The sequence below is a fragment of the Ensifer sp. ENS09 genome (genome assembly GCF_014852425.1).
Lineage (GTDB): Bacteria > Pseudomonadota > Alphaproteobacteria > Rhizobiales > Rhizobiaceae > Ensifer.
This window is the reverse complement of sequence record NZ_JACVBP010000002.1, coordinates 1,114,237-1,130,558: the sequence shown is the minus strand read 5'-3', so window position 1 is coordinate 1,130,558 and position 16,322 is coordinate 1,114,237. Positions and strand designations below refer to the sequence as shown.

The window sequence follows — 16,322 nt, the reverse complement described above, 5'->3', positions numbered from 1 at the left end:
TGCAAGCATAGCGTTTCGGCCAGCCGCAAGACAGCCGCCCAGGGCCTGGTCCGGGGCGTGCAGTTGTCTTTCGGCGGTCGTGGGCTCAGAATTGACGAAGGCCCGCGGCAGGAGAATGGGCTGTGGAGGGGACATGATCGTCGAGATGCTGCTCGGTGCACTCTTCGTGTGTGGCACGGTCGCACTGACGCTTGCTGCGTACTTCCTGATGCGGCTGATCATGGGCGGTGAGGCCGAGGGTCATGACAAGGAGCTGGCCAGTTCGGTCATCTTCCGGATCTCGGCACTGCATGGCCTGATCCTTGCTCTCGTATTCGCGCAGGAGATGGTCGAGTACCAGCAGCTCAAATACGAAATGGCGACCGAAGCCGGCGCTATCGCCGACATCTACTATGATGCCGCACGCTACGGCGAAAGCTTCAAGGCACCGATCCAGCAGGCGATCTCCGCCTACGTGTCCCAGGTGATCGACGGCGAGTGGCAGTCATTGGCCGACAAGGGCCGTCTTTCAAATGAGGCCTGGGCGTTCTGGGACAAGGCCTACCAGCATGTGCTGAACCTCGTGCCGGCCGACAAGCGTCAGGAGAGCCTGCGCAGCCAGATGCTGGAGCGGCTGCACGACGTTTCGCAGAGCCGAACCAAGCGGGAAAGCAACGTCGCGGACTCGATCGACAGCATCTTCTGGTTCGCGGCACTCTCCGGCGTGATCTTCATCGCGCTCGCCTATTATGCCTATCCGCCGAGACGGCGTAACCTGCTGCTGCTCTGCCTCTTCGGCGCCTATACCGGCATCATCCTGTTCCTGATCTACGCCTTCTCCAATCCGTATCAGCCGCCGGCAGCACTGGCGCCGGGGCCACTCGAACGGGTACAGGAGCAGATCAACGCGTCGCCCGCGACCGGCGGATAACCGGTCTCAAGCAAACTGCCCCAGCCGCAGCAGGTCTCCCGTGGCGGCGCCATCGTCGAGCGCTGTGGTGCGCGCAGCCTCAGGACGCGGCGGCGGCATGGAATGGCCGATCGCAAACAGAAGCGCACCTGCCGCCGCAAATGCCCCGAACAGCAGGAACATGCCGGCGCCGCCGACGGCGCCAAGCGCAAGGCCGCCGGTGAGCGGCCCGAGGAAGTTTCCAAACGTCGAGAGTGAATGGGCACCGAAATAGGTGCCGCGGTTGCCGGCGTTGGAAATTCCGTCGACCAGCACATATTCCGACGGCACGACCAGCACCTCGCCTATGGTGAAAAGGATCATCGAGGCGACGAGCATTTCCATTCCGGACGAGGCGGCAAAGCCGATCTCGCCGATCAGGAACAGCAGGCTGCCAAGCGACAGCGCGTGCAGGGCGCCGATCCGTTCGATGACGAAGCGGGCCGGCGTGCTGGCGACCAGCACCGTTACCGCGTTGGTCGAAACCAGCAGCGCAAAGAGCGTGACGCCGTCCTCAAAGCCGGTATTGAGATACTGCGACAGGGTCACCGACCACTGACCGTGAACGGCGAGAAGCAGCGTGCCGCCGACGACGAAGAAGACCAGGCGCCGGTCACGCAAGGCGGCGACAAGTCCGCGCCAGCCACCGGCACTCCCTGACGTTCGTTCGGCTTCGATAGCCTGCCTGCTGCTCGCCTCGGGTACCGTGAGCAAGATCACGAGACCGAAGGCTGCGTGGATGACGCCCGCGATGACGAAAAGCGTCACATAGGCAGCGCCGACCCATACGCCGATCAATGGCCCGATCGCCCAGCCGGCATTGATGGCGAGATAACGCCAGGAGAAAACCTTGAGACGCAGATGTTCAGGCGCCGCATCGCTCATCAAGGCGCGTGCGACCGGTTCAAAAACGGCGGCGGCAACGGCGGAGACGATGTGGGCCAGCGCGAAGGCGGCGATCGATTGTGCCAGTCCGAGCCCGGCCAGCGCCAGTCCGGCCATGAAGAGTGCGACGGTCAACACGGCTTTTCGGCCAATCCGATCGGAGAGCGTGCCGGCGAAGGGGCTGACGATCGCGCCGAGCAGCGGACCCACGCCGATCAACGCGCCGATGCTGGCAGGGTTGAGGCCGAAGTCACGCTGGAGGCGGATTGCAAGGAAGGTCAGGCTCATGCCCTTGGCGATCGTCACCAAACCGGAGCCTGCGATGAGAAGCAGTGCGACGAAGCGGCCGGCTTTTTCGGAATAGGCAGTCATCACGGGCACCTGCTGGCTGGAAACCGCCCGGTCTCCTTAAGAGATGGGGCGACATAAAAGGAAGAAACGCCTATGCGATTACAGCCGGCACGTGTGTTCGGCAAGGGGCGTCGTTGCCCCGATCCTCTGGACTGAACAGAAGGCCCGAGGCCGCCGTCGGCCGCCCCGGCTGTTCACATCCGGATGGCCGGGCGTTGACCCGGCGGCTCAGGTCTTGGCCTGTCGCTCTTGCCAGGCGGCGTAAAGCGGTGTCGTTTCGGCATCGTCGATCGGCACATGGCGGAAGCGCATGGCTTGCTCGGCGAGCGGTTTTGCCAGTTCCGCATAGATCGCTGCGGTCGAGAGGCCAAAGGGTTCGGCGTCGGCATTCGAGTTCGCATAGGCGATCTCGGTGATCCCGGCCATGCGCATGGCCGCCAGACACATCGGGCAGGGCTGGCCGCTGGCATAGACGGAGGCGCCTTCAAGCCGCGGGGAACGAAGGTTTTGGGCGGCGGAGCGCAACGCGTTCAGTTCCGCATGCGAGGTAGGGTCGCCGGATGACAGCATCTCGTTGACGCCGCGACCGACGATCTCGCCATCCTTGACGACTACGGCGCCGAAGGGGCGTCCGCCTTTCTCGATGTTGCGCCGGGCAAGCGTTACTGCCTCGGCCAGATAGGTCTGTTCCTGGGCCATGAGAGTTCTTTCTAGCGTGCGCCGGCGTCGGCCAGCAGCCTCTCGATCTTGCCATAGCCGCGCTGGCGGGCATGGGTCAGCGGGCTGACACCCTCGCCATCGGCAAGGTTCACGTCGGCGCCGGCCTTGATCAGCAGGCGTACGATCTCGGTGTGCTTTTCACCGCCACTGCCGAGGATGATGGCTTCGAGCAGCGCGGTCCAGCCGAGGCGGTTGACGTGATCGACGTCGATGCCGGCTTCGATCAAGGTCTTGACGGTCTCGACATGGCCGCGCTCGGCGGCCGGGATCAGCGCCGTTCCGCCATAGCGGTTGGTGCTCTTGAGGTCGGCGCCATTGGCAAGCGTCAGCTTCAGGATTTCGAGATGGCCGCGGGCGCCGGCATAGAGATAGGGGCTATCCTCTATCTTGTCCTTGGCGTTGACATCGGCGCCGGCCTCGATCAGGGCACGCGCCGCATCGACGCGATTTTCATGGGTGGCGGCGAGCAGCGCCGTCGCACCGCTGGCGTCGCGCGCTTCGATGCTCGCGCCTTCCTTGAGCAGCGCTTTGACCTTGTCTGGATTGCCGGTCTCGGCGGCGGAGATCAGTTGGTTTTCAAGCATCGAAGCCACCACGGTTTGAGGTGCAAGGCTGAATGCGGCAATCGATGCGCCGATCAGCGAGCCGAAAAGTCTTGGTCGCATTTGGTCTTTCCGATCATGCAGGCCGGTCGAATGGATCGACCGATCGCAATGGTTCCGGTTACGAGCGAAACGAGGAAACCCGGAAGGGGCTCCGTCCATGCCGCTCTCGCTCATCGCGATCTCTTGGCTACTTGAGCCGATCCGTGACCTTTTCAAGGGCGCAAGACACGCGTCGTCGCCGAACGTCTCCCGCGCCCGGCATGGCCCTCCCGTCCGCGACCTTAGGCACTGCCGCACTCATTTGGAAATTAAATGTATGAATGCTATCAAGTGGAAATATGAATGGTCAGCCTTTCGATCTGGATCTGCTGAGAGCTTTCGCGACGGTGGCCGATTGCGGTGGTTTCACTGCCGCCGCCGGCCGGCTCAATTCCACCCAGTCGACCGTCAGCCAGAAAGTCCTGCGGCTGGAAGAACAGGCAGGCCATCGGTTGCTCGAACGCAGCCATCGTCAGGTCCGCCTGACGGAAGCGGGCGAGCAGTTGATCGGTTATGCGCGGCGCATGCTGGCGCTCGATGCAGAGGCGCGGCAGCTTCTCTCCGGCGCATCGGTCGCCGCGACGCTGCGCCTCGGCCTACCTGAAGACTTTGCCGCCGGCCGCACGACCCGCATGCTTTCGGCCTTTGCCCGCCGGTATGACAATGTCAGGCTCGAAGTGACGAGTGGGCTCAGCCGCGAGCTGCGGTCACTCTATGATCGCAGCGAGCTCGATATCGTCGTCGTCAAGCAGCGCCGTGGGTCAGGCGAGGCGGTGCAGCGGTGGCAGGAGACCCTGTGCTGGATCGATAGCGCCGACCATCCTGTTCTGGCGCTCGATCCTCTGCCGCTCGTCGTCTTTCCGCCACGCGGCCTCTATCGCGACGACATGGTGGCGGCGCTGGACGCCTCAGGGCGCCGCTGGCGCGTCAGCTATACCAGCTCCAGCCTTGCCAGCATTCAGTCGGCGGTTGCCGATGGGCTCGGTATCAGCCTGCTGCCGGCCCGCGTCGTCCATGACGGGCACCGGGTGGTGAAGCCGCAGGACGGGCTGCCGATGGTCGAGACGATGGAGATCGGACTCTATTACCGGCCGGAGGCCGGCGCTCTGGTCACGCGGCTTGCAGAGGATCTCTCAGCGCTCATCGGCGATGACAGCCGGGACGAGGCATGACCTCGCCTTCGTGGGTCACCCCAATCCGTCGGCGGAAATGTCCTGAACCGTATCAGAGCATCGAACGGCTGAGGCCGCCATCGACGGGCAACGCCACGCCGGTGATGTAGCCTGCCTGACGGCCGGCAAGGAAGGCTGCGGCCGCCCCGAATTCCGCCGGTGTGCCGTAGCGGCCGATCGGGATGTCGCGTTGGCTGCGGGCTGCGACCGTCGCGATATCGAGCCCTTCGCTTTCGGCGTCCATCCGGTCGAAGCTGAGCGTGCGGTCGGTGGCAAGCCGCCCCGGCAGAAGCAGGTTGACGGTCACGCCGTCGGCCGCGACTTCGCCGGCAAGCGTCTTCAGCCAGCCGGCAACCGCACTTCTGAGCGCGTTCGACGCGGTGAGCCCGACGATCGGCTCGCGGATGCTGGTGGAGGCGACGGCAATGATGCGCCCGAACTGGCGTTCCCGCATGCCGGGCAGCAGTCGTCCGGTGATGCGCATGCCAGCCAGTACCATGGTCTCGAATTGCGCCCGCCAGAAGTCCGGTTCGATGACCGACGCAGGCGAGGGCGGCGGCCCGCCGCCATTCAGCACCAGAATGTCGATCGCACCGAAATTGGCTTCGAGCTGGTCCAGCAGGCCATCGAGGCTTTCGGGTTTCGAGAGGTCGAGGGCATAGCCGCGCGCCGAAGGGCTGATGTCGGCTGCCACCTTGGCGGCCGATGCCGCGTCGCGGCCGGTCAGCGCTACGATGACGCCTTCGCCGGCAAGAGCCTCGGCAATGCCGCGCCCCAGCCCCTTGCTGCCGCCGAGCACCAGCGCGCGTTTTCCAGCGATGCCAAGATCCATGGCCGACCCTCCTCGATTGCGGAATTCAGAATGGCTCAGCATCCGAGCTACACCAGATTTCCGCGCAGAGGAATCGTTTTGACGCCGGTGGGGATGGGAATGCAAAAGCCCGGCCGCATGGCGACCGGGCTCTCAAGCGCCCTCCCTCATTCTGTCGCTTAGCGGCAGATGCGGATTTTCTTGTAGTAGCGGTTGCCGTAGCTGTCGTAGCGCTTCACAGTCTTCAGGAAGCAATAGGGTTCGTCCTCGTAGTAGTAGGGTCCGCCATAATAGCTGCCGACGTAGCCGACACGGCCGCTCCAGCCATGACCGTAGTAGCCGTTGCCGAAGCCGATCGAAATACCACCGGCCTGCGAAGGTGCTGCAAAGGAGATGGCGGCGGTAATGGCGACAGCGGCTGCGACGATGAACTTGCGCATGATGATCTCTCCTCCGGATGGGTTGGGATGAACCTTTGTCATCCATGAGACGAAAGTCGCATAAAGCCGAGATATTCGCAGTTCCGGATGGAACAGGATGCTGCCGGCGGTTGCGCTGGATCGCAATCGGCCGGCCACAGTCCGTGCCGGTTGCCGGCCGTTGCGGCCTTCAAGCGGCCTTCGGCGCCCCAGGCTCACGAATGCGGGCCATCGCGAACACGTCGGCCAGCACACCGTTCCTCAGCGCATAGGCCCGGTGCGTACCCTCCATCTCGAAGCCGGCCCTGCGGTAGAGCGCGATTGCGGGTTCGTTGTCGGTAAAGACCGTAAGCTCGATGCGGCTGATGCCGAGCCAGTTGTCGGCGGCATCGATCAGAGCGGTCAGCAACGACTTACCGATGCCTTCGCCGCGATGATTGTCGTCGACGCTGATCCCAAGTGCTGCCGAATGATGCCGGCGCCCCTTGCCGCGATGCAGTCCGGCCATGCCGAGGATCCGGTCGGCGCGCTCGGCGACGATGACGACGCTGTCGTCCGAGAGGCTCTCCAACCACTTGCGTGTCTGTTCCGGGGTGGCGAACGGCTGGCGCAGCGTGCCCGAGCGGATGCCCGGCTGGCTCATCAGCGCCGCGATCGCTTCGAAATCGACGACGCGGGCCGCGCGGATGTTGATATCTGAAGGGTCGTTTGCGTCGGTCATTGTTTCCTCTCTTTGGTTCCGAGGAAACAGGTCCCAACCCTGCTCGCCTCGGCAGGGTTGGTGGGGGGACATTTCGCCTTAAGTCAGCGCAACAGGTCTCCCGCACACCCCCGGGGTATGCGTGCAAAGCACCATTGCGAGCATCGAGCGATTGTCCATGAGGGGACGATAGCAAGCGAGGGTAGAAAAGCAAGCCGGTTCGGCGACCGGATTGCCGACGGTCAGGTCACCTGCCAGGCGATGTAGACGAGGGTGGCGGCGATCAGCCAAAGCGCGATGCGGCCGGAGCGTGTGTGTTTCGCCTCCGCCTTACCGATCGCATGCGCGGTCTCGGCATCGAAGCGTAGGCCGTTTTCGCTCATCGCCATAATCTCGCTCGAGAACTTCTCCGTACGTGCGGCGATTTCAGGCACGGCTTCGGCCAGCCGCAGTGCGGCATGCAGGCCGTCGCGCAGGTCGGTGACGATGCGCTTCGGTCCGAGATTGTCTCGGATCCATTTGCCGACGACCGGTTCAGACGCCTTCCACATGTTGAAGCGCGGATTGAGCGTACGGGCCACACCTTCGACGACCACCATCGTCTTCTGCAGCATGACGAGCTCGGGGCGCGTCTGCATGTCGAAGAGTTCGGTGACCTCGAAAAGCAGCGTCAGAAGCTTCGCCATCGAGATGGTTTCGGCCGGCTGCCCGTGGATCGGTTCGCCGATCGCGCGGATCGCCTGGGCGAAACTCGCAGCATCGTGGTGCGAAGGCACGTAGCCCGCCTCGAAATGCACGTCGGCGACCCGCTGGTAGTCGCGGGTGATGAAGCCGAAGAGGATTTCGGCCAGGAACCGGCGCTCCTTTTTGCCGAGGCGGCCGACGATGCCCATGTCGACGGCGACGATATGGCCGGCATCGTCGACGAAAAGATTGCCCTGGTGCATGTCGGCATGGAAGAAGCCGTCGCGCAGCGTGTGGCGCAGGAAGGACTGGATCAGCACTTCGGCAAGAAGGTTGAGGTCGTGGCCGGCCGCCTTCAGCCCCTCGATATCCGACATCTTGACGCCGTCGATCCATTCCATGGTGACGACGTCACGCCCGGTCCGTTCCCAGTCGACCTTCGGCACGCGGAAACCGGAGTCGTCCTTGGTGTTCTCGCCAAGTTCGGAAAGAGCGGCCGCCTCCAGGCGAAGATCCATCTCTATCTTCGTCGTCTGCTCCAGCGTCTTGGTCACCTCGACCGGCTTCAGCCGGCGGGTATAGGGCAGGAACCGCTCCTGCATATGGCTGACGAGATACATCGCCTCGATATCGGAGGCGAAACGCTGCCGCACGCCGGGACGGATGACCTTGACCGCGACCTTCTCAGGGCCGCTGTCGCGCATCACGATCGCCGGATGCACCTGCGCGATCGAGGCCGCGGCCATCGGCTCGGAAAATTCGGCGTAGAGATCGTCGACCGTCCGGCCGAGCGAGCCTTGGATCGCGGCCTTCGCCTCGTTCTGCGGGAAGGTCGCCATACGGTCCTGCAACAGCGACAGATCGGCGGCAAACTCCGCGCCGACGACGTCGGGGCGGGTTGCAAGGAATTGGCCGATCTTCACATAGGAAGGGCCGAGCCGGGCGACGGCGCGCGACAGCCGGTCGCTGCGCTCTTCTCCCGGAACCCTGCGGCGCGCCAAAAGTCCGGCCGCCTTCTGGGCAAAACGGGCAAAGGGCGGCAGATGTTCGGTCGGGACGGCGGAGACGACGCCTTCGCGCACGAGAACCCAGCCGATCCGCGCGAGGCGGATATATGCTCCAGGCGTGCTCATCGGGATCAGATTTTCCAGCCGGAATGCAGCGCTGCGATGCCGCCGGTGTAATTGGTGAAGGAAACGCGGGAGAAGCCCGCTTCCTTGATCATCGCCGCGAAGTCCTTCTGGTTCGGGAACTTGCGGATCGATTCCACCAGATACTGGTAGGGCGCTTCGTCGCCGGTGATCAGCTTGCCAAACTTCGGGATCGCGTTGAACGACCATGCGTCGTAGAAGCGATCGAGCAGCGGCATTTCGACTTCGGAAAATTCCAGCACCAGCAGGCGGCCGCCGCGCTTCAGCACCCGGTACGCTTCCTTCAGCGCCACGTCGATGCGCGGCACATTGCGGATGCCGAACGCGATCGTATAGGCATCGAAGGTGTTGGCCTCGAAGGGCAGGTCCTCGGCATTGGCCTCGACGAAATCGAGATTGGCGGAGAGCTTCTTCTTCTCGGCCCGCTCGGCGCCGACGGCGAGCATCGAGCCGTTGATGTCGAGCACGGTCGAATGCGCCTTGCGGTCGGAGGCCTCGATAATGCGGAAGGCGATATCGCCGGTGCCGCCGGCAACGTCGAGCGTCCTGTAGCCCTCGCGGCGTGGCGGGTTGAGCGCGGCGATCATCGCGTCCTTCCAGGCGCGATGCAGGCCGGCCGACATCACGTCGTTCATGATGTCGTAGCGCTTGGCGACCTTGTGGAACACGTCGTTGACGAGCGGCTGCTTCTCGCCCGTGCCGACGTTGCGGAAACCGAAGGATGTTTCCATGCCGCCATCGGCCGATACGCGCTGATCCGTCATACGAAGAACTCCACCTGAACCAATTTTTCCGGCACCATAGCGAAAAGGCCCGCCACGCGCTATCTCGTGGGCGGGACCGCGGCTGCGGCATAGCGCACCCCTATAGGATAAGAAGGCCGCCAAGGAAATGCCAACCACCGCATCCGGTGGCTGAGATCGAAGGAGTGCATTCATGCCGGAGTTGCCCGAGGTCGAAACCGTCAAGCGCGGCCTGGCGCCAACCATGGAGGGGGCGCTGCTGGTCAATGCGGAACTGCGCCGTCCGGATCTGCGCTTCCCCTTCCCGGAGAATTTCTCCTCGACCGTCGCCGGCCAGCGCATCGTCTCGCTGTCGCGCCGCGCGAAGTATCTGATGATCGATCTGGAAGCTGGTGACGTGATCATCGCCCACCTCGGCATGTCCGGCTCCTTCCGCATCGAGGTGGGACCGGCGGCCGCAACGCCGGGCGAATTCCACCATCCGCGCGGCAAGGACGAAAAGCACGATCATGTCATTTTCCATCTCGACGGCGCGCAAGGCCCGGTGCGGGTGATCTACAACGACCCGCGCCGCTTCGGCTTCATGGACCTTGCTCGCCGCGACACGGTGGCGAGCCACGCCTATTTCCGCGCGCTCGGCGAGGAGCCGACCGGCAACGTGCTCGATGCCGCCTATCTCGCCGCACGCTTTTCCGGCAAGGCGCAACCGCTGAAGGCGGCGTTGCTTGACCAGAAGAACATCGCCGGTCTCGGCAACATCTATGTCTGCGAGGCGCTGTGGCGCTCGCACCTGTCGCCGCTGAAACCGGCAGGCGCGCTCGTCGACAAGCGCGGCAAGCCGAAGGACGGGCTTGTGCGCCTGACGGATGCGATCCGCGAGGTCATCGCCGATGCCATAGCCGCCGGAGGGTCGTCGCTGAAGGACCATATCCAGGCCGACGGCTCGCTCGGCTACTTCCAGCACTCCTTCTCCGTCTACGACCGCGAAGGACAGGCTTGCCGCACGCCCGGCTGCGACGGTACGGTCGCCCGCATCGTGCAGGCGGGTCGCTCGACCTTCTATTGCCCGCACTGCCAGAAATGAACGCCAGTCCGTGAGCGGTCTGGTGCATGAACCGGAGGAAACAGAAATGACCTACGAAACGCTGCTGGTCGAAACACGCGGCCGCGTCGGCCTGGTGACGCTCAATCGTCCGCAGGCGCTGAATGCGCTTAACTCGACCGTGATGCGCGAGCTTGCCGCGGCGCTGAAGGCCTTCGACGCCGACAAGGAGATCGGCGCCGTGGTCCTCGCCGGCTCGGAGAAGGCCTTTGCCGCCGGTGCCGATATCAAGGAGATGCAGACGCTCGATTTCGTTGACAGCTATCTCGGCGACTTCATCGGCGGCTGGGACCAGGTGGCGGCAGCCCGCAAGCCGCTGATCGCTGCCGTTTCCGGCTATGCGCTCGGCGGCGGCTGCGAGCTTGCGATGATGTGTGACTTCATCATCGCGTCGGAGACAGCCAAGTTCGGCCAGCCGGAAATTACCCTCGGCGTCATTCCCGGCATGGGCGGCTCCCAGCGCCTGACGCGCGCCGTCGGCAAGGCGAAGGCGATGGACCTGGTTCTGACCGGCCGGATGATGGATGCGGCCGAGGCCGAACGTGCGGGACTCGTTTCGCGTGTGGTGGCGTCGGAGAAACTGATGGAGGAAGCGCTGGCCGCTGCCCAGAAGATCGCCTCCTTCTCGTTGCCAGCGGTCATGATGGCGAAGGAGGCCGTAAGCCGCTCGCTGGAGGTGACGCTTGCCGAAGGCCTGCGTTTCGAGCGGCGTCTCTTCCACTCGCTGTTTGCGACCGAGGACCAGAAGGAGGGCATGGCCGCCTTCGTCGCCAAGCGGAAGCCGGACTTCAAGCATCGCTAGCTCAAGGGAAGGCGCGCAGATTCTGGAAAATGCGCGTTGACGGGGCGGCCGTTTCCCGCTATACGCCGCCCTCAGTTTGGAACGCCATCCTGGGCTTTCCGGAAATACTCCCGAATTGCTTTGATGACAGGTCGCAGTGACCCGGCACGGCGAGGGCGGAGTTCATATCAGTTTTCGAAGAGAGGCACCAATGGCCAATACAACTTCGGCGAAAAAGGCGACCCGCAAGATCGCACGCCGCACTGCAGTGAACAAGGCCCGTCGTTCGCGCGTCCGTGGCTTCATCCGCAAGGTCGAAGAAGCGATCGCCACCGGCGACCAGGCTGTTGCAGCCGCAGCGCTCAAGGCAGCTCAGCCCGAGCTGATGCGCGCCGCAACCAAGGGCGTCCTGCACGCCAACACTGCATCGCGTAAGGTTTCGCGTCTTGCACAGCGCGTAAAGTCGCTTTCGGCCTAATCCGGCTAAGAAAAATCTGTTAATCGAGAGCCCGGCCCTTGCGCCGGGCTTTTCGGATTCATACTTCTGTCATTGCGATGGTTAATCTAGCGGCTTGGGCTTATGTCAGTGCGACGACAAAATTTATATAATTATTTCAATGACTTGTGAGAGGTCCTTATCAAAAGGATGTCTCTGGCTGGGGGTCTGTTAGGCCCATTCTGAGTCAAGCGAATTTTTATTTTTTTTCTTTTTCGCCAGCTAAGCAAAGGGCGAAAAATCAAAACCCTTGATTCAACAGGGATTCTTCTCGGACTCGGAATGCGGCAAGCAAATGGCGGCCGGAGAGTCAACGGCCGGCGCTTAAGGTTGCGTAAAAATCGCGATTGATCTTGCCCATCGATCCTGCCTAAATGCCCTCCACAGGGGACACGGACCACATCTGTAAAAGGAAGCAAAAGAGGCCATTTCGAAGAAATGGTTTCGATGTTTCTGTCCTTTGTATCAGGGCGGCTCCGCGTCGTTCAATCAGACAAGTCGAAGGTGAAAAACCGGATGGTTCAGACCACTCCGGACGAGAAACTTTCGTCCTGTGATTGTGAGGCGGCCATCTGCAGCACCGTGCGTCCGGTCGGACGCCTGAAGGTCGCTGCGGCGCTTTGACGGCTGCCTATCCTGCCCTTTGATCGGCTACGACAAAGGAAACATGCAGGCGGTCTCGATGGAGGGTGCAAGCGGCGCCCGACGCGAGGCCAAGGTCCAACGCGCGGCTCATCGCTTCGTACGAGGGTGCGAGGAGCTGTTGACGAGGAGGAGGATCCGGTACGGCGCGGGAGCGCGTCGATGGGATTGTTGACAAGAGGCGCGAGGGGACATCCTCCGGCCCGAAGGGCAGGTGGGTGCGCGTAGCGCGCAGCGAGGCGGGAGATGAGGAGCCCGGCGTCGTCTGTGACTGTGACGTTCGGCGTAAGCGGCATGGCCCATACGGGCGCCGCGGGCGGCGGACATAAGAGATGAGGCCGGCAGCGATGACGGCATCTGAACATGAATTGGAAGGCGGCAAAATGCAGATGAATTTGGTGACGGCGGGCGCACTTCAGAAAGAAGGAGACGCATTTCAAGCCGGAAGCAATCTATCTCAGGCGGCGGGGGAAAAAACCGACATGAGGCACGACGCACTGTTCGAGCGGGTAAGTGCGCGTCTCAAAGCTCAAGTCGGTCCGGATGTCTTTGCAAGCTGGTTTGGGCGTCTGAAGCTCCATTCCGTATCCAAGAGCGTTGTGCGCCTTTCGGTGCCGACCACGTTCCTGAAGTCCTGGATCAACAACCGTTATCTTGACCTCATCACCTCGATCTTCCAGCAGGAAGACGGCGAGATCATGAAGATCGAGATCCTGGTGCGCACAGCAACCCGTGGCGCCCGTCCGACCACCCAGGAAGAAGCGCTGCCGCAGGCGGTAGAAGCAGCTCCGGCTCAGCCCGCGCGCCGTCCGGCCGCAGCCCAGCCCGTGGCAACCGTTGCCGCGGCGACTGTCGCAAGCATGCAGAGGCCGACCCAGGCGCCGCTCTTCGGCTCGCCGCTCGACCAGCGCTACAATTTCGAAAACTTCGTCGAGGGTTCCTCGAACCGCGTGGCGCTTGCCGCCGCCCGGACGATTGCGGAAGCCGGCGCCGGTGCGGTGCGGTTCAACCCGCTCTTCATCCATTCGAGCGTCGGTCTCGGCAAGACGCACCTTCTGCAGGCGATCGCCATCCAGGCGCTGCAGAGCGCGCGTGCGCCGCGCGTCGTCTACCTGACGGCCGAATACTTCATGTGGCGTTTCGCCACCGCGATCCGCGACAACGACGCGCTGTCCTTGAAGGAGTCGCTGCGCAACATCGATCTCCTGATCATCGACGACATGCAGTTCCTTCAGGGCAAGTCGATCCAGCATGAGTTTTGCCACCTGCTGAACATGCTGCTCGATTCCGCCAAGCAGGTCGTCGTCGCAGCCGACCGCGCACCGTGGGAATTGGAATCGCTCGACAGCCGCGTTCGTTCGCGTCTCCAGGGCGGCGTCGCCATCGAGATGGACGGCCCGGACTACGACATGCGCCTGGAAATGCTGAAGCGCCGCCTGGACACGGCCCGTCAGGACGACGGTTCGCTCGACATTCCCGGCGAAATCCTGAGCCACGTGGCACGCAACGTGACCGCCAGCGGCCGCGAACTGGAAGGTGCCTTCAACCAGCTCCTGTTCCGCCGCTCCTTCGAGCCACAGCTCTCGCTTGAGCGCGTCGATGAATTGCTCGGCCACCTCGTCAACGCCGGTGAACCCCGCCGCGTGCGCATCGAGGACATCCAGCGCGTCGTCGCCAAGCACTACAACGTCTCGCGCCAGGAGCTCGTCTCCAATCGCCGCACCCGTGTCATCGTCAAGCCGCGCCAGATCGCGATGTATCTGTCGAAGACGCTGACGCCGCGCTCCTTCCCGGAGATCGGCCGTCGCTTCGGCGGACGCGACCATACGACCGTGCTGCACGCCGTGCGCAAGATCGAGGAGCTGATTTCGGGCGACACCAAGCTCAGCCATGAGATCGAGCTGCTGAAGCGCCTGATCAACGAATAGTCGAGGCGCATTGTCGCAAAAAAAGCCCGGGTTCGCCCGGGCTCTTTTGTTTTACCGGATCGCTTTCAGTGCCGGCTGCGGCGGACGCTTGGTCGCCGCATTCCCCACACCCTGCTCGGCTCGTGCCTGTTCGATGATCCAGGCGCGAAAGGCCGTGACCGGCGGGCGGTCGAGTGCGGCCGGCGGGTAGACGAGATGGTAGGCAAGCCCGGTCATCACGCCCTCAGGGAAGGGGGCTTCCAGCACATCCTCCGCAAGCTCGCGCGTGACCAGCGACAGGCGCACCAGTGCAACGCCGTCGCCGGCCTTGGCCGCCTCGATGGCGCCGTTGCTGTTGACGAAGACTGGCCCTCGTCCTGCGTCCACCCCGTCGGCGCCCGCCGCATCCAGCCACAGCCTCCAATCCTGACGGTGCACGTCGTGCAGGAGCACATGCGCGGCAAGGTCGCCCGGCGTGTCGAGTGGGTTCCTGGCGCGTAGTGCCGGGTGAAGGACCGGCACCGGGTCGTCATCGATCAATCGTTCGCTCACAAGACCGTCATAGCGGCCAAGACCATGACGGATGGCGATGTCGACACCGTCGGTGTTGAAGTCCGTCAGCCGATTGGTGGTGCTGATGCGCACGTCGATGCCGGGCACCTGTAACTCGAAGGCGCCGATGCGCGGCACCAGCCATTGCGCGGCAAAGGTGGGCGTGCAGCTGACCGTCAGCACCGGCGCACGCTTGCGCGCCGTCAGTTCCTCGGTCGCCTCGCGCATCATTCGGAACGCGCGCCTGAGCGTCGCGAAATAGGTGCTGCCGTCCTCCGTCAGCGCCAACTGTCTCGGCCGGCGCTCAAACAGCGTCACTGCTAACGCCTGCTCCAGTTCGCGCACCTGCAGGCTGACGGCGCCAGGCGTCACGTTGAGTTCCTGTGCGGCCTTCGTCACGCTCGAATGGCGCGCCGTCGCCTCAAAGGCGCGCAGCGAGGCGAGGGAGGGAAGGGATGTAGCCATGGTTTAGCCAAACTCAATCATGCGGCGAGAAATGATCGTTTGTTCAAAGCTCAATATCTTGAGAATAATGGCACAAAGTCAAGATGGTCGATGCCATCACGGTTTAGCCTGACAAACAAACGAGGGTTAAGGCAATGACACAAGCAACGCAGGCCAAGGTCATGGGCGCCCGGGAATGGGGCATGTTGATCCTGCTCTCCATTTTGTGGGGCGGGTCGTTCTTCTTCATCGGCGTCGCCGTCAAGGCGTTGCCGCCGGTCACGATCGTGGCGCTGCGCGTCAGTCTCGCGGCGCTCGCGCTGCTCGCCTTCGTTCGACTGATGGGACTGTCGATGCCGCGCGACCCGCGCGTTTGGCTCGCTTTCTTCGGGATGGGGTTGCTTAACAATCTCATCCCCTTCTCGCTGATCGTCTGGGGGCAGACGCATATCGCAAGCGGCCTTGCCTCGATCCTCAACGCCACCACGCCGCTGTTCGGCGTGATCGTCGCGCATCTCCTGACCGATGACGAGAAACTGACAGCCAATCGGTTTGCCGGTGTCGTCGTCGGCTTCCTCGGGGTTGCGATGATGATCGGGCCGGCAGCGCTCGGTGGGCTCGGTTCGAACCTGCTTGCCCAGGTCGCCGTGCTCGGCGCAGCGCTCTCCTATGCGCTCGCCGGTGTCTTTGCCCGCCGCTTCAAGCGCATGGGCGTGGTGCCGATCGTGACGGCGACCGGTCAGGTCTCGGCCGCAAGCATCATGCTGGTCCCGCTGTCGCTGCTGATCGATCATCCCTGGACGCTTCCCATGCCCGGCTTCGACGTCTGGGCGGCGATCGTCGGCATCGCGCTGATTTCCACGGCGCTCGCTTACGTCCTGTTCTTCCGCATCCTGGAAACGGCCGGCGTCACCAACTTGATGCTGGTGACCTTCCTGATCCCGGTCAGCGCCATCCTGCTTGGCGCCCTTTTCCTCGGCGAAACGCTGGAACCCAAGCACTTCCTGGGCATGACCTTGATCGCGGCCGGTCTGGCGGCGATCGATGGGCGGCTTCTGCACCTCTTTTCCCGACCGGCCATCGACACCAAGTTAGAGTGCCGCGACAACGCTTGAGCATTTCTGATTTGCACGCATTGCGGGCCGGTGGGCGAAAGCACCACCGGCCCTGTTTTTTTCATCCGGGTTGTC

Annotated in this window: 16 protein-coding genes; 7 read left to right on the top strand and 9 right to left on the bottom strand. The window is 63.3% G+C overall.

The annotated features are described in order from the left end of the window. Window positions 1-133 precede the first annotated feature (133 nt). The gene (locus tag IB267_RS13560; RefSeq protein ID WP_192448049.1) at window positions 134-910 is read left to right on the top strand and encodes a DUF4239 domain-containing protein; all 777 of its coding nucleotides are present in this window, start codon (window positions 134-136) and stop codon (window positions 908-910) included. Between the two features lie 6 nt (window positions 911-916). On the opposite strand, the gene IB267_RS13555 is transcribed toward IB267_RS13560, so the two are convergent. The 3 genes from IB267_RS13555 to IB267_RS13545 form a co-directional block, all read right to left on the bottom strand. Next, window positions 917-2,185 (bottom strand): MFS transporter, encoded by a 1,269-nt coding sequence (locus IB267_RS13555; RefSeq protein WP_210335837.1) that lies wholly within the window; start codon window positions 2,183-2,185, stop codon window positions 917-919. 207 nt (window positions 2,186-2,392) lie between these two features. After that, window positions 2,393-2,863 (bottom strand): nucleoside deaminase, encoded by a 471-nt coding sequence (locus IB267_RS13550; protein ID WP_192448047.1) that lies wholly within the window; start codon window positions 2,861-2,863, stop codon window positions 2,393-2,395. An 11-nt stretch (window positions 2,864-2,874) separates the two neighbouring features. Next, on the bottom strand, window positions 2,875-3,468 hold the full coding sequence (locus tag IB267_RS13545; protein WP_192448323.1) for an ankyrin repeat domain-containing protein: 594 nt from the start codon (window positions 3,466-3,468) through the stop codon (window positions 2,875-2,877). 359 nt (window positions 3,469-3,827) lie between these two features. Here IB267_RS13545 and IB267_RS13540 point away from each other — a divergent pair, with 359 nt between their 5' ends. Next, window positions 3,828-4,700, top strand: a complete 873-nt coding sequence (locus tag IB267_RS13540; RefSeq protein ID WP_192448046.1) for a LysR substrate-binding domain-containing protein — start codon at window positions 3,828-3,830, stop codon at window positions 4,698-4,700. Window positions 4,701-4,752: 52 nt separating this feature from the next. Here IB267_RS13540 and IB267_RS13535 read toward each other — a convergent pair whose 3' ends face one another. The 5 genes from IB267_RS13535 to ubiE form a co-directional block, all read right to left on the bottom strand. Continuing rightward, entirely contained in the window at window positions 4,753-5,532 is a 780-nt protein-coding gene (locus tag IB267_RS13535) for an SDR family oxidoreductase (RefSeq protein ID WP_192448045.1), read from the bottom strand. 158 nt (window positions 5,533-5,690) lie between these two features. Further along, window positions 5,691-5,951 (bottom strand): hypothetical protein, encoded by a 261-nt coding sequence (locus tag IB267_RS13530; protein WP_034797516.1) that lies wholly within the window; start codon window positions 5,949-5,951, stop codon window positions 5,691-5,693. A gap of 169 nt (window positions 5,952-6,120) precedes the next feature. Beyond that, on the bottom strand, window positions 6,121-6,651 hold the full coding sequence (locus tag IB267_RS13525; protein WP_192448044.1) for a GNAT family N-acetyltransferase: 531 nt from the start codon (window positions 6,649-6,651) through the stop codon (window positions 6,121-6,123). Window positions 6,652-6,872: 221 nt separating this feature from the next. Continuing rightward, window positions 6,873-8,447 carry a 2-polyprenylphenol 6-hydroxylase gene (gene ubiB / locus IB267_RS13520; protein ID WP_192448043.1) on the bottom strand — a complete coding sequence of 525 codons (1,575 nt, stop codon included), beginning with the start codon at window positions 8,445-8,447 and terminating at the stop codon, window positions 6,873-6,875. 5 nt (window positions 8,448-8,452) lie between these two features. After that, on the bottom strand, window positions 8,453-9,229 hold the full coding sequence (ubiE, locus tag IB267_RS13515; protein WP_192448042.1) for a bifunctional demethylmenaquinone methyltransferase/2-methoxy-6-polyprenyl-1,4-benzoquinol methylase UbiE: 777 nt from the start codon (window positions 9,227-9,229) through the stop codon (window positions 8,453-8,455). A gap of 172 nt (window positions 9,230-9,401) precedes the next feature. On the opposite strand from ubiE, the gene mutM reads away from it, so the two are divergent. The 4 genes from mutM (at window position 9,402) to dnaA (ending at window position 14,157) form a co-directional block, all read left to right on the top strand. Continuing rightward, entirely contained in the window at window positions 9,402-10,292 is an 891-nt protein-coding gene (mutM, locus tag IB267_RS13510) for a bifunctional DNA-formamidopyrimidine glycosylase/DNA-(apurinic or apyrimidinic site) lyase (protein ID WP_192448041.1), read from the top strand. A 46-nt stretch (window positions 10,293-10,338) separates the two neighbouring features. Continuing rightward, complete coding sequence (locus IB267_RS13505) at window positions 10,339-11,112, top strand: enoyl-CoA hydratase (protein WP_192448040.1); 774 nt, start codon at window positions 10,339-10,341, stop codon at window positions 11,110-11,112. A 190-nt stretch (window positions 11,113-11,302) separates the two neighbouring features. After that, window positions 11,303-11,569: a 30S ribosomal protein S20 gene (gene rpsT / locus IB267_RS13500; protein WP_043615568.1), complete on the top strand. Its 267-nt coding sequence runs from the start codon at window positions 11,303-11,305 to the stop codon at window positions 11,567-11,569. Between the two features lie 1,142 nt (window positions 11,570-12,711). Then, entirely contained in the window at window positions 12,712-14,157 is a 1,446-nt protein-coding gene (dnaA, locus tag IB267_RS13495) for a chromosomal replication initiator protein DnaA (protein WP_246764914.1), read from the top strand. A 51-nt stretch (window positions 14,158-14,208) separates the two neighbouring features. Here the strand turns inward: dnaA and gcvA are convergent, their stop codons facing one another. Beyond that, complete coding sequence (gene gcvA, locus IB267_RS13490) at window positions 14,209-15,153, bottom strand: transcriptional regulator GcvA (protein ID WP_192448039.1); 945 nt, start codon at window positions 15,151-15,153, stop codon at window positions 14,209-14,211. Window positions 15,154-15,287: 134 nt separating this feature from the next. Between gcvA and IB267_RS13485 the strand changes: the two genes are divergently transcribed. Next, window positions 15,288-16,247, top strand: a complete 960-nt coding sequence (locus tag IB267_RS13485) for a DMT family transporter (RefSeq protein WP_246810621.1) — start codon at window positions 15,288-15,290, stop codon at window positions 16,245-16,247. The last annotated feature ends 75 nt before the right edge of the window (window positions 16,248-16,322 follow it).

Coding starts and splice junctions, on each gene's coding strand:
- rpsT (WP_043615568.1), top strand. CDS start 11,303: ATGGCCAATACAACTTCGGCGAAAAAGGCGACCCGCAAGATCGCACGC.
- ubiB (WP_192448043.1), bottom strand. CDS start 8,447: ATGAGCACGCCTGGAGCATATATCCGCCTCGCGCGGATCGGCTGGGTT.
- IB267_RS13505 (WP_192448040.1), top strand. CDS start 10,339: ATGACCTACGAAACGCTGCTGGTCGAAACACGCGGCCGCGTCGGCCTG.
- dnaA (WP_246764914.1), top strand. CDS start 12,712: ATGAGGCACGACGCACTGTTCGAGCGGGTAAGTGCGCGTCTCAAAGCT.
- IB267_RS13560 (WP_192448049.1), top strand. CDS start 134: ATGATCGTCGAGATGCTGCTCGGTGCACTCTTCGTGTGTGGCACGGTC.
- IB267_RS13485 (WP_246810621.1), top strand. CDS start 15,288: ATGACACAAGCAACGCAGGCCAAGGTCATGGGCGCCCGGGAATGGGGC.
- IB267_RS13550 (WP_192448047.1), bottom strand. CDS start 2,863: ATGGCCCAGGAACAGACCTATCTGGCCGAGGCAGTAACGCTTGCCCGG.
- IB267_RS13555 (WP_210335837.1), bottom strand. CDS start 2,185: ATGACTGCCTATTCCGAAAAAGCCGGCCGCTTCGTCGCACTGCTTCTC.
- mutM (WP_192448041.1), top strand. CDS start 9,402: ATGCCGGAGTTGCCCGAGGTCGAAACCGTCAAGCGCGGCCTGGCGCCA.
- ubiE (WP_192448042.1), bottom strand. CDS start 9,229: ATGACGGATCAGCGCGTATCGGCCGATGGCGGCATGGAAACATCCTTC.
- IB267_RS13545 (WP_192448323.1), bottom strand. CDS start 3,468: ATGCTTGAAAACCAACTGATCTCCGCCGCCGAGACCGGCAATCCAGAC.
- IB267_RS13530 (WP_034797516.1), bottom strand. CDS start 5,951: ATGCGCAAGTTCATCGTCGCAGCCGCTGTCGCCATTACCGCCGCCATC.
- IB267_RS13535 (WP_192448045.1), bottom strand. CDS start 5,532: ATGGATCTTGGCATCGCTGGAAAACGCGCGCTGGTGCTCGGCGGCAGC.
- IB267_RS13525 (WP_192448044.1), bottom strand. CDS start 6,651: ATGACCGACGCAAACGACCCTTCAGATATCAACATCCGCGCGGCCCGC.
- gcvA (WP_192448039.1), bottom strand. CDS start 15,153: ATGGCTACATCCCTTCCCTCCCTCGCCTCGCTGCGCGCCTTTGAGGCG.
- IB267_RS13540 (WP_192448046.1), top strand. CDS start 3,828: ATGAATGGTCAGCCTTTCGATCTGGATCTGCTGAGAGCTTTCGCGACG.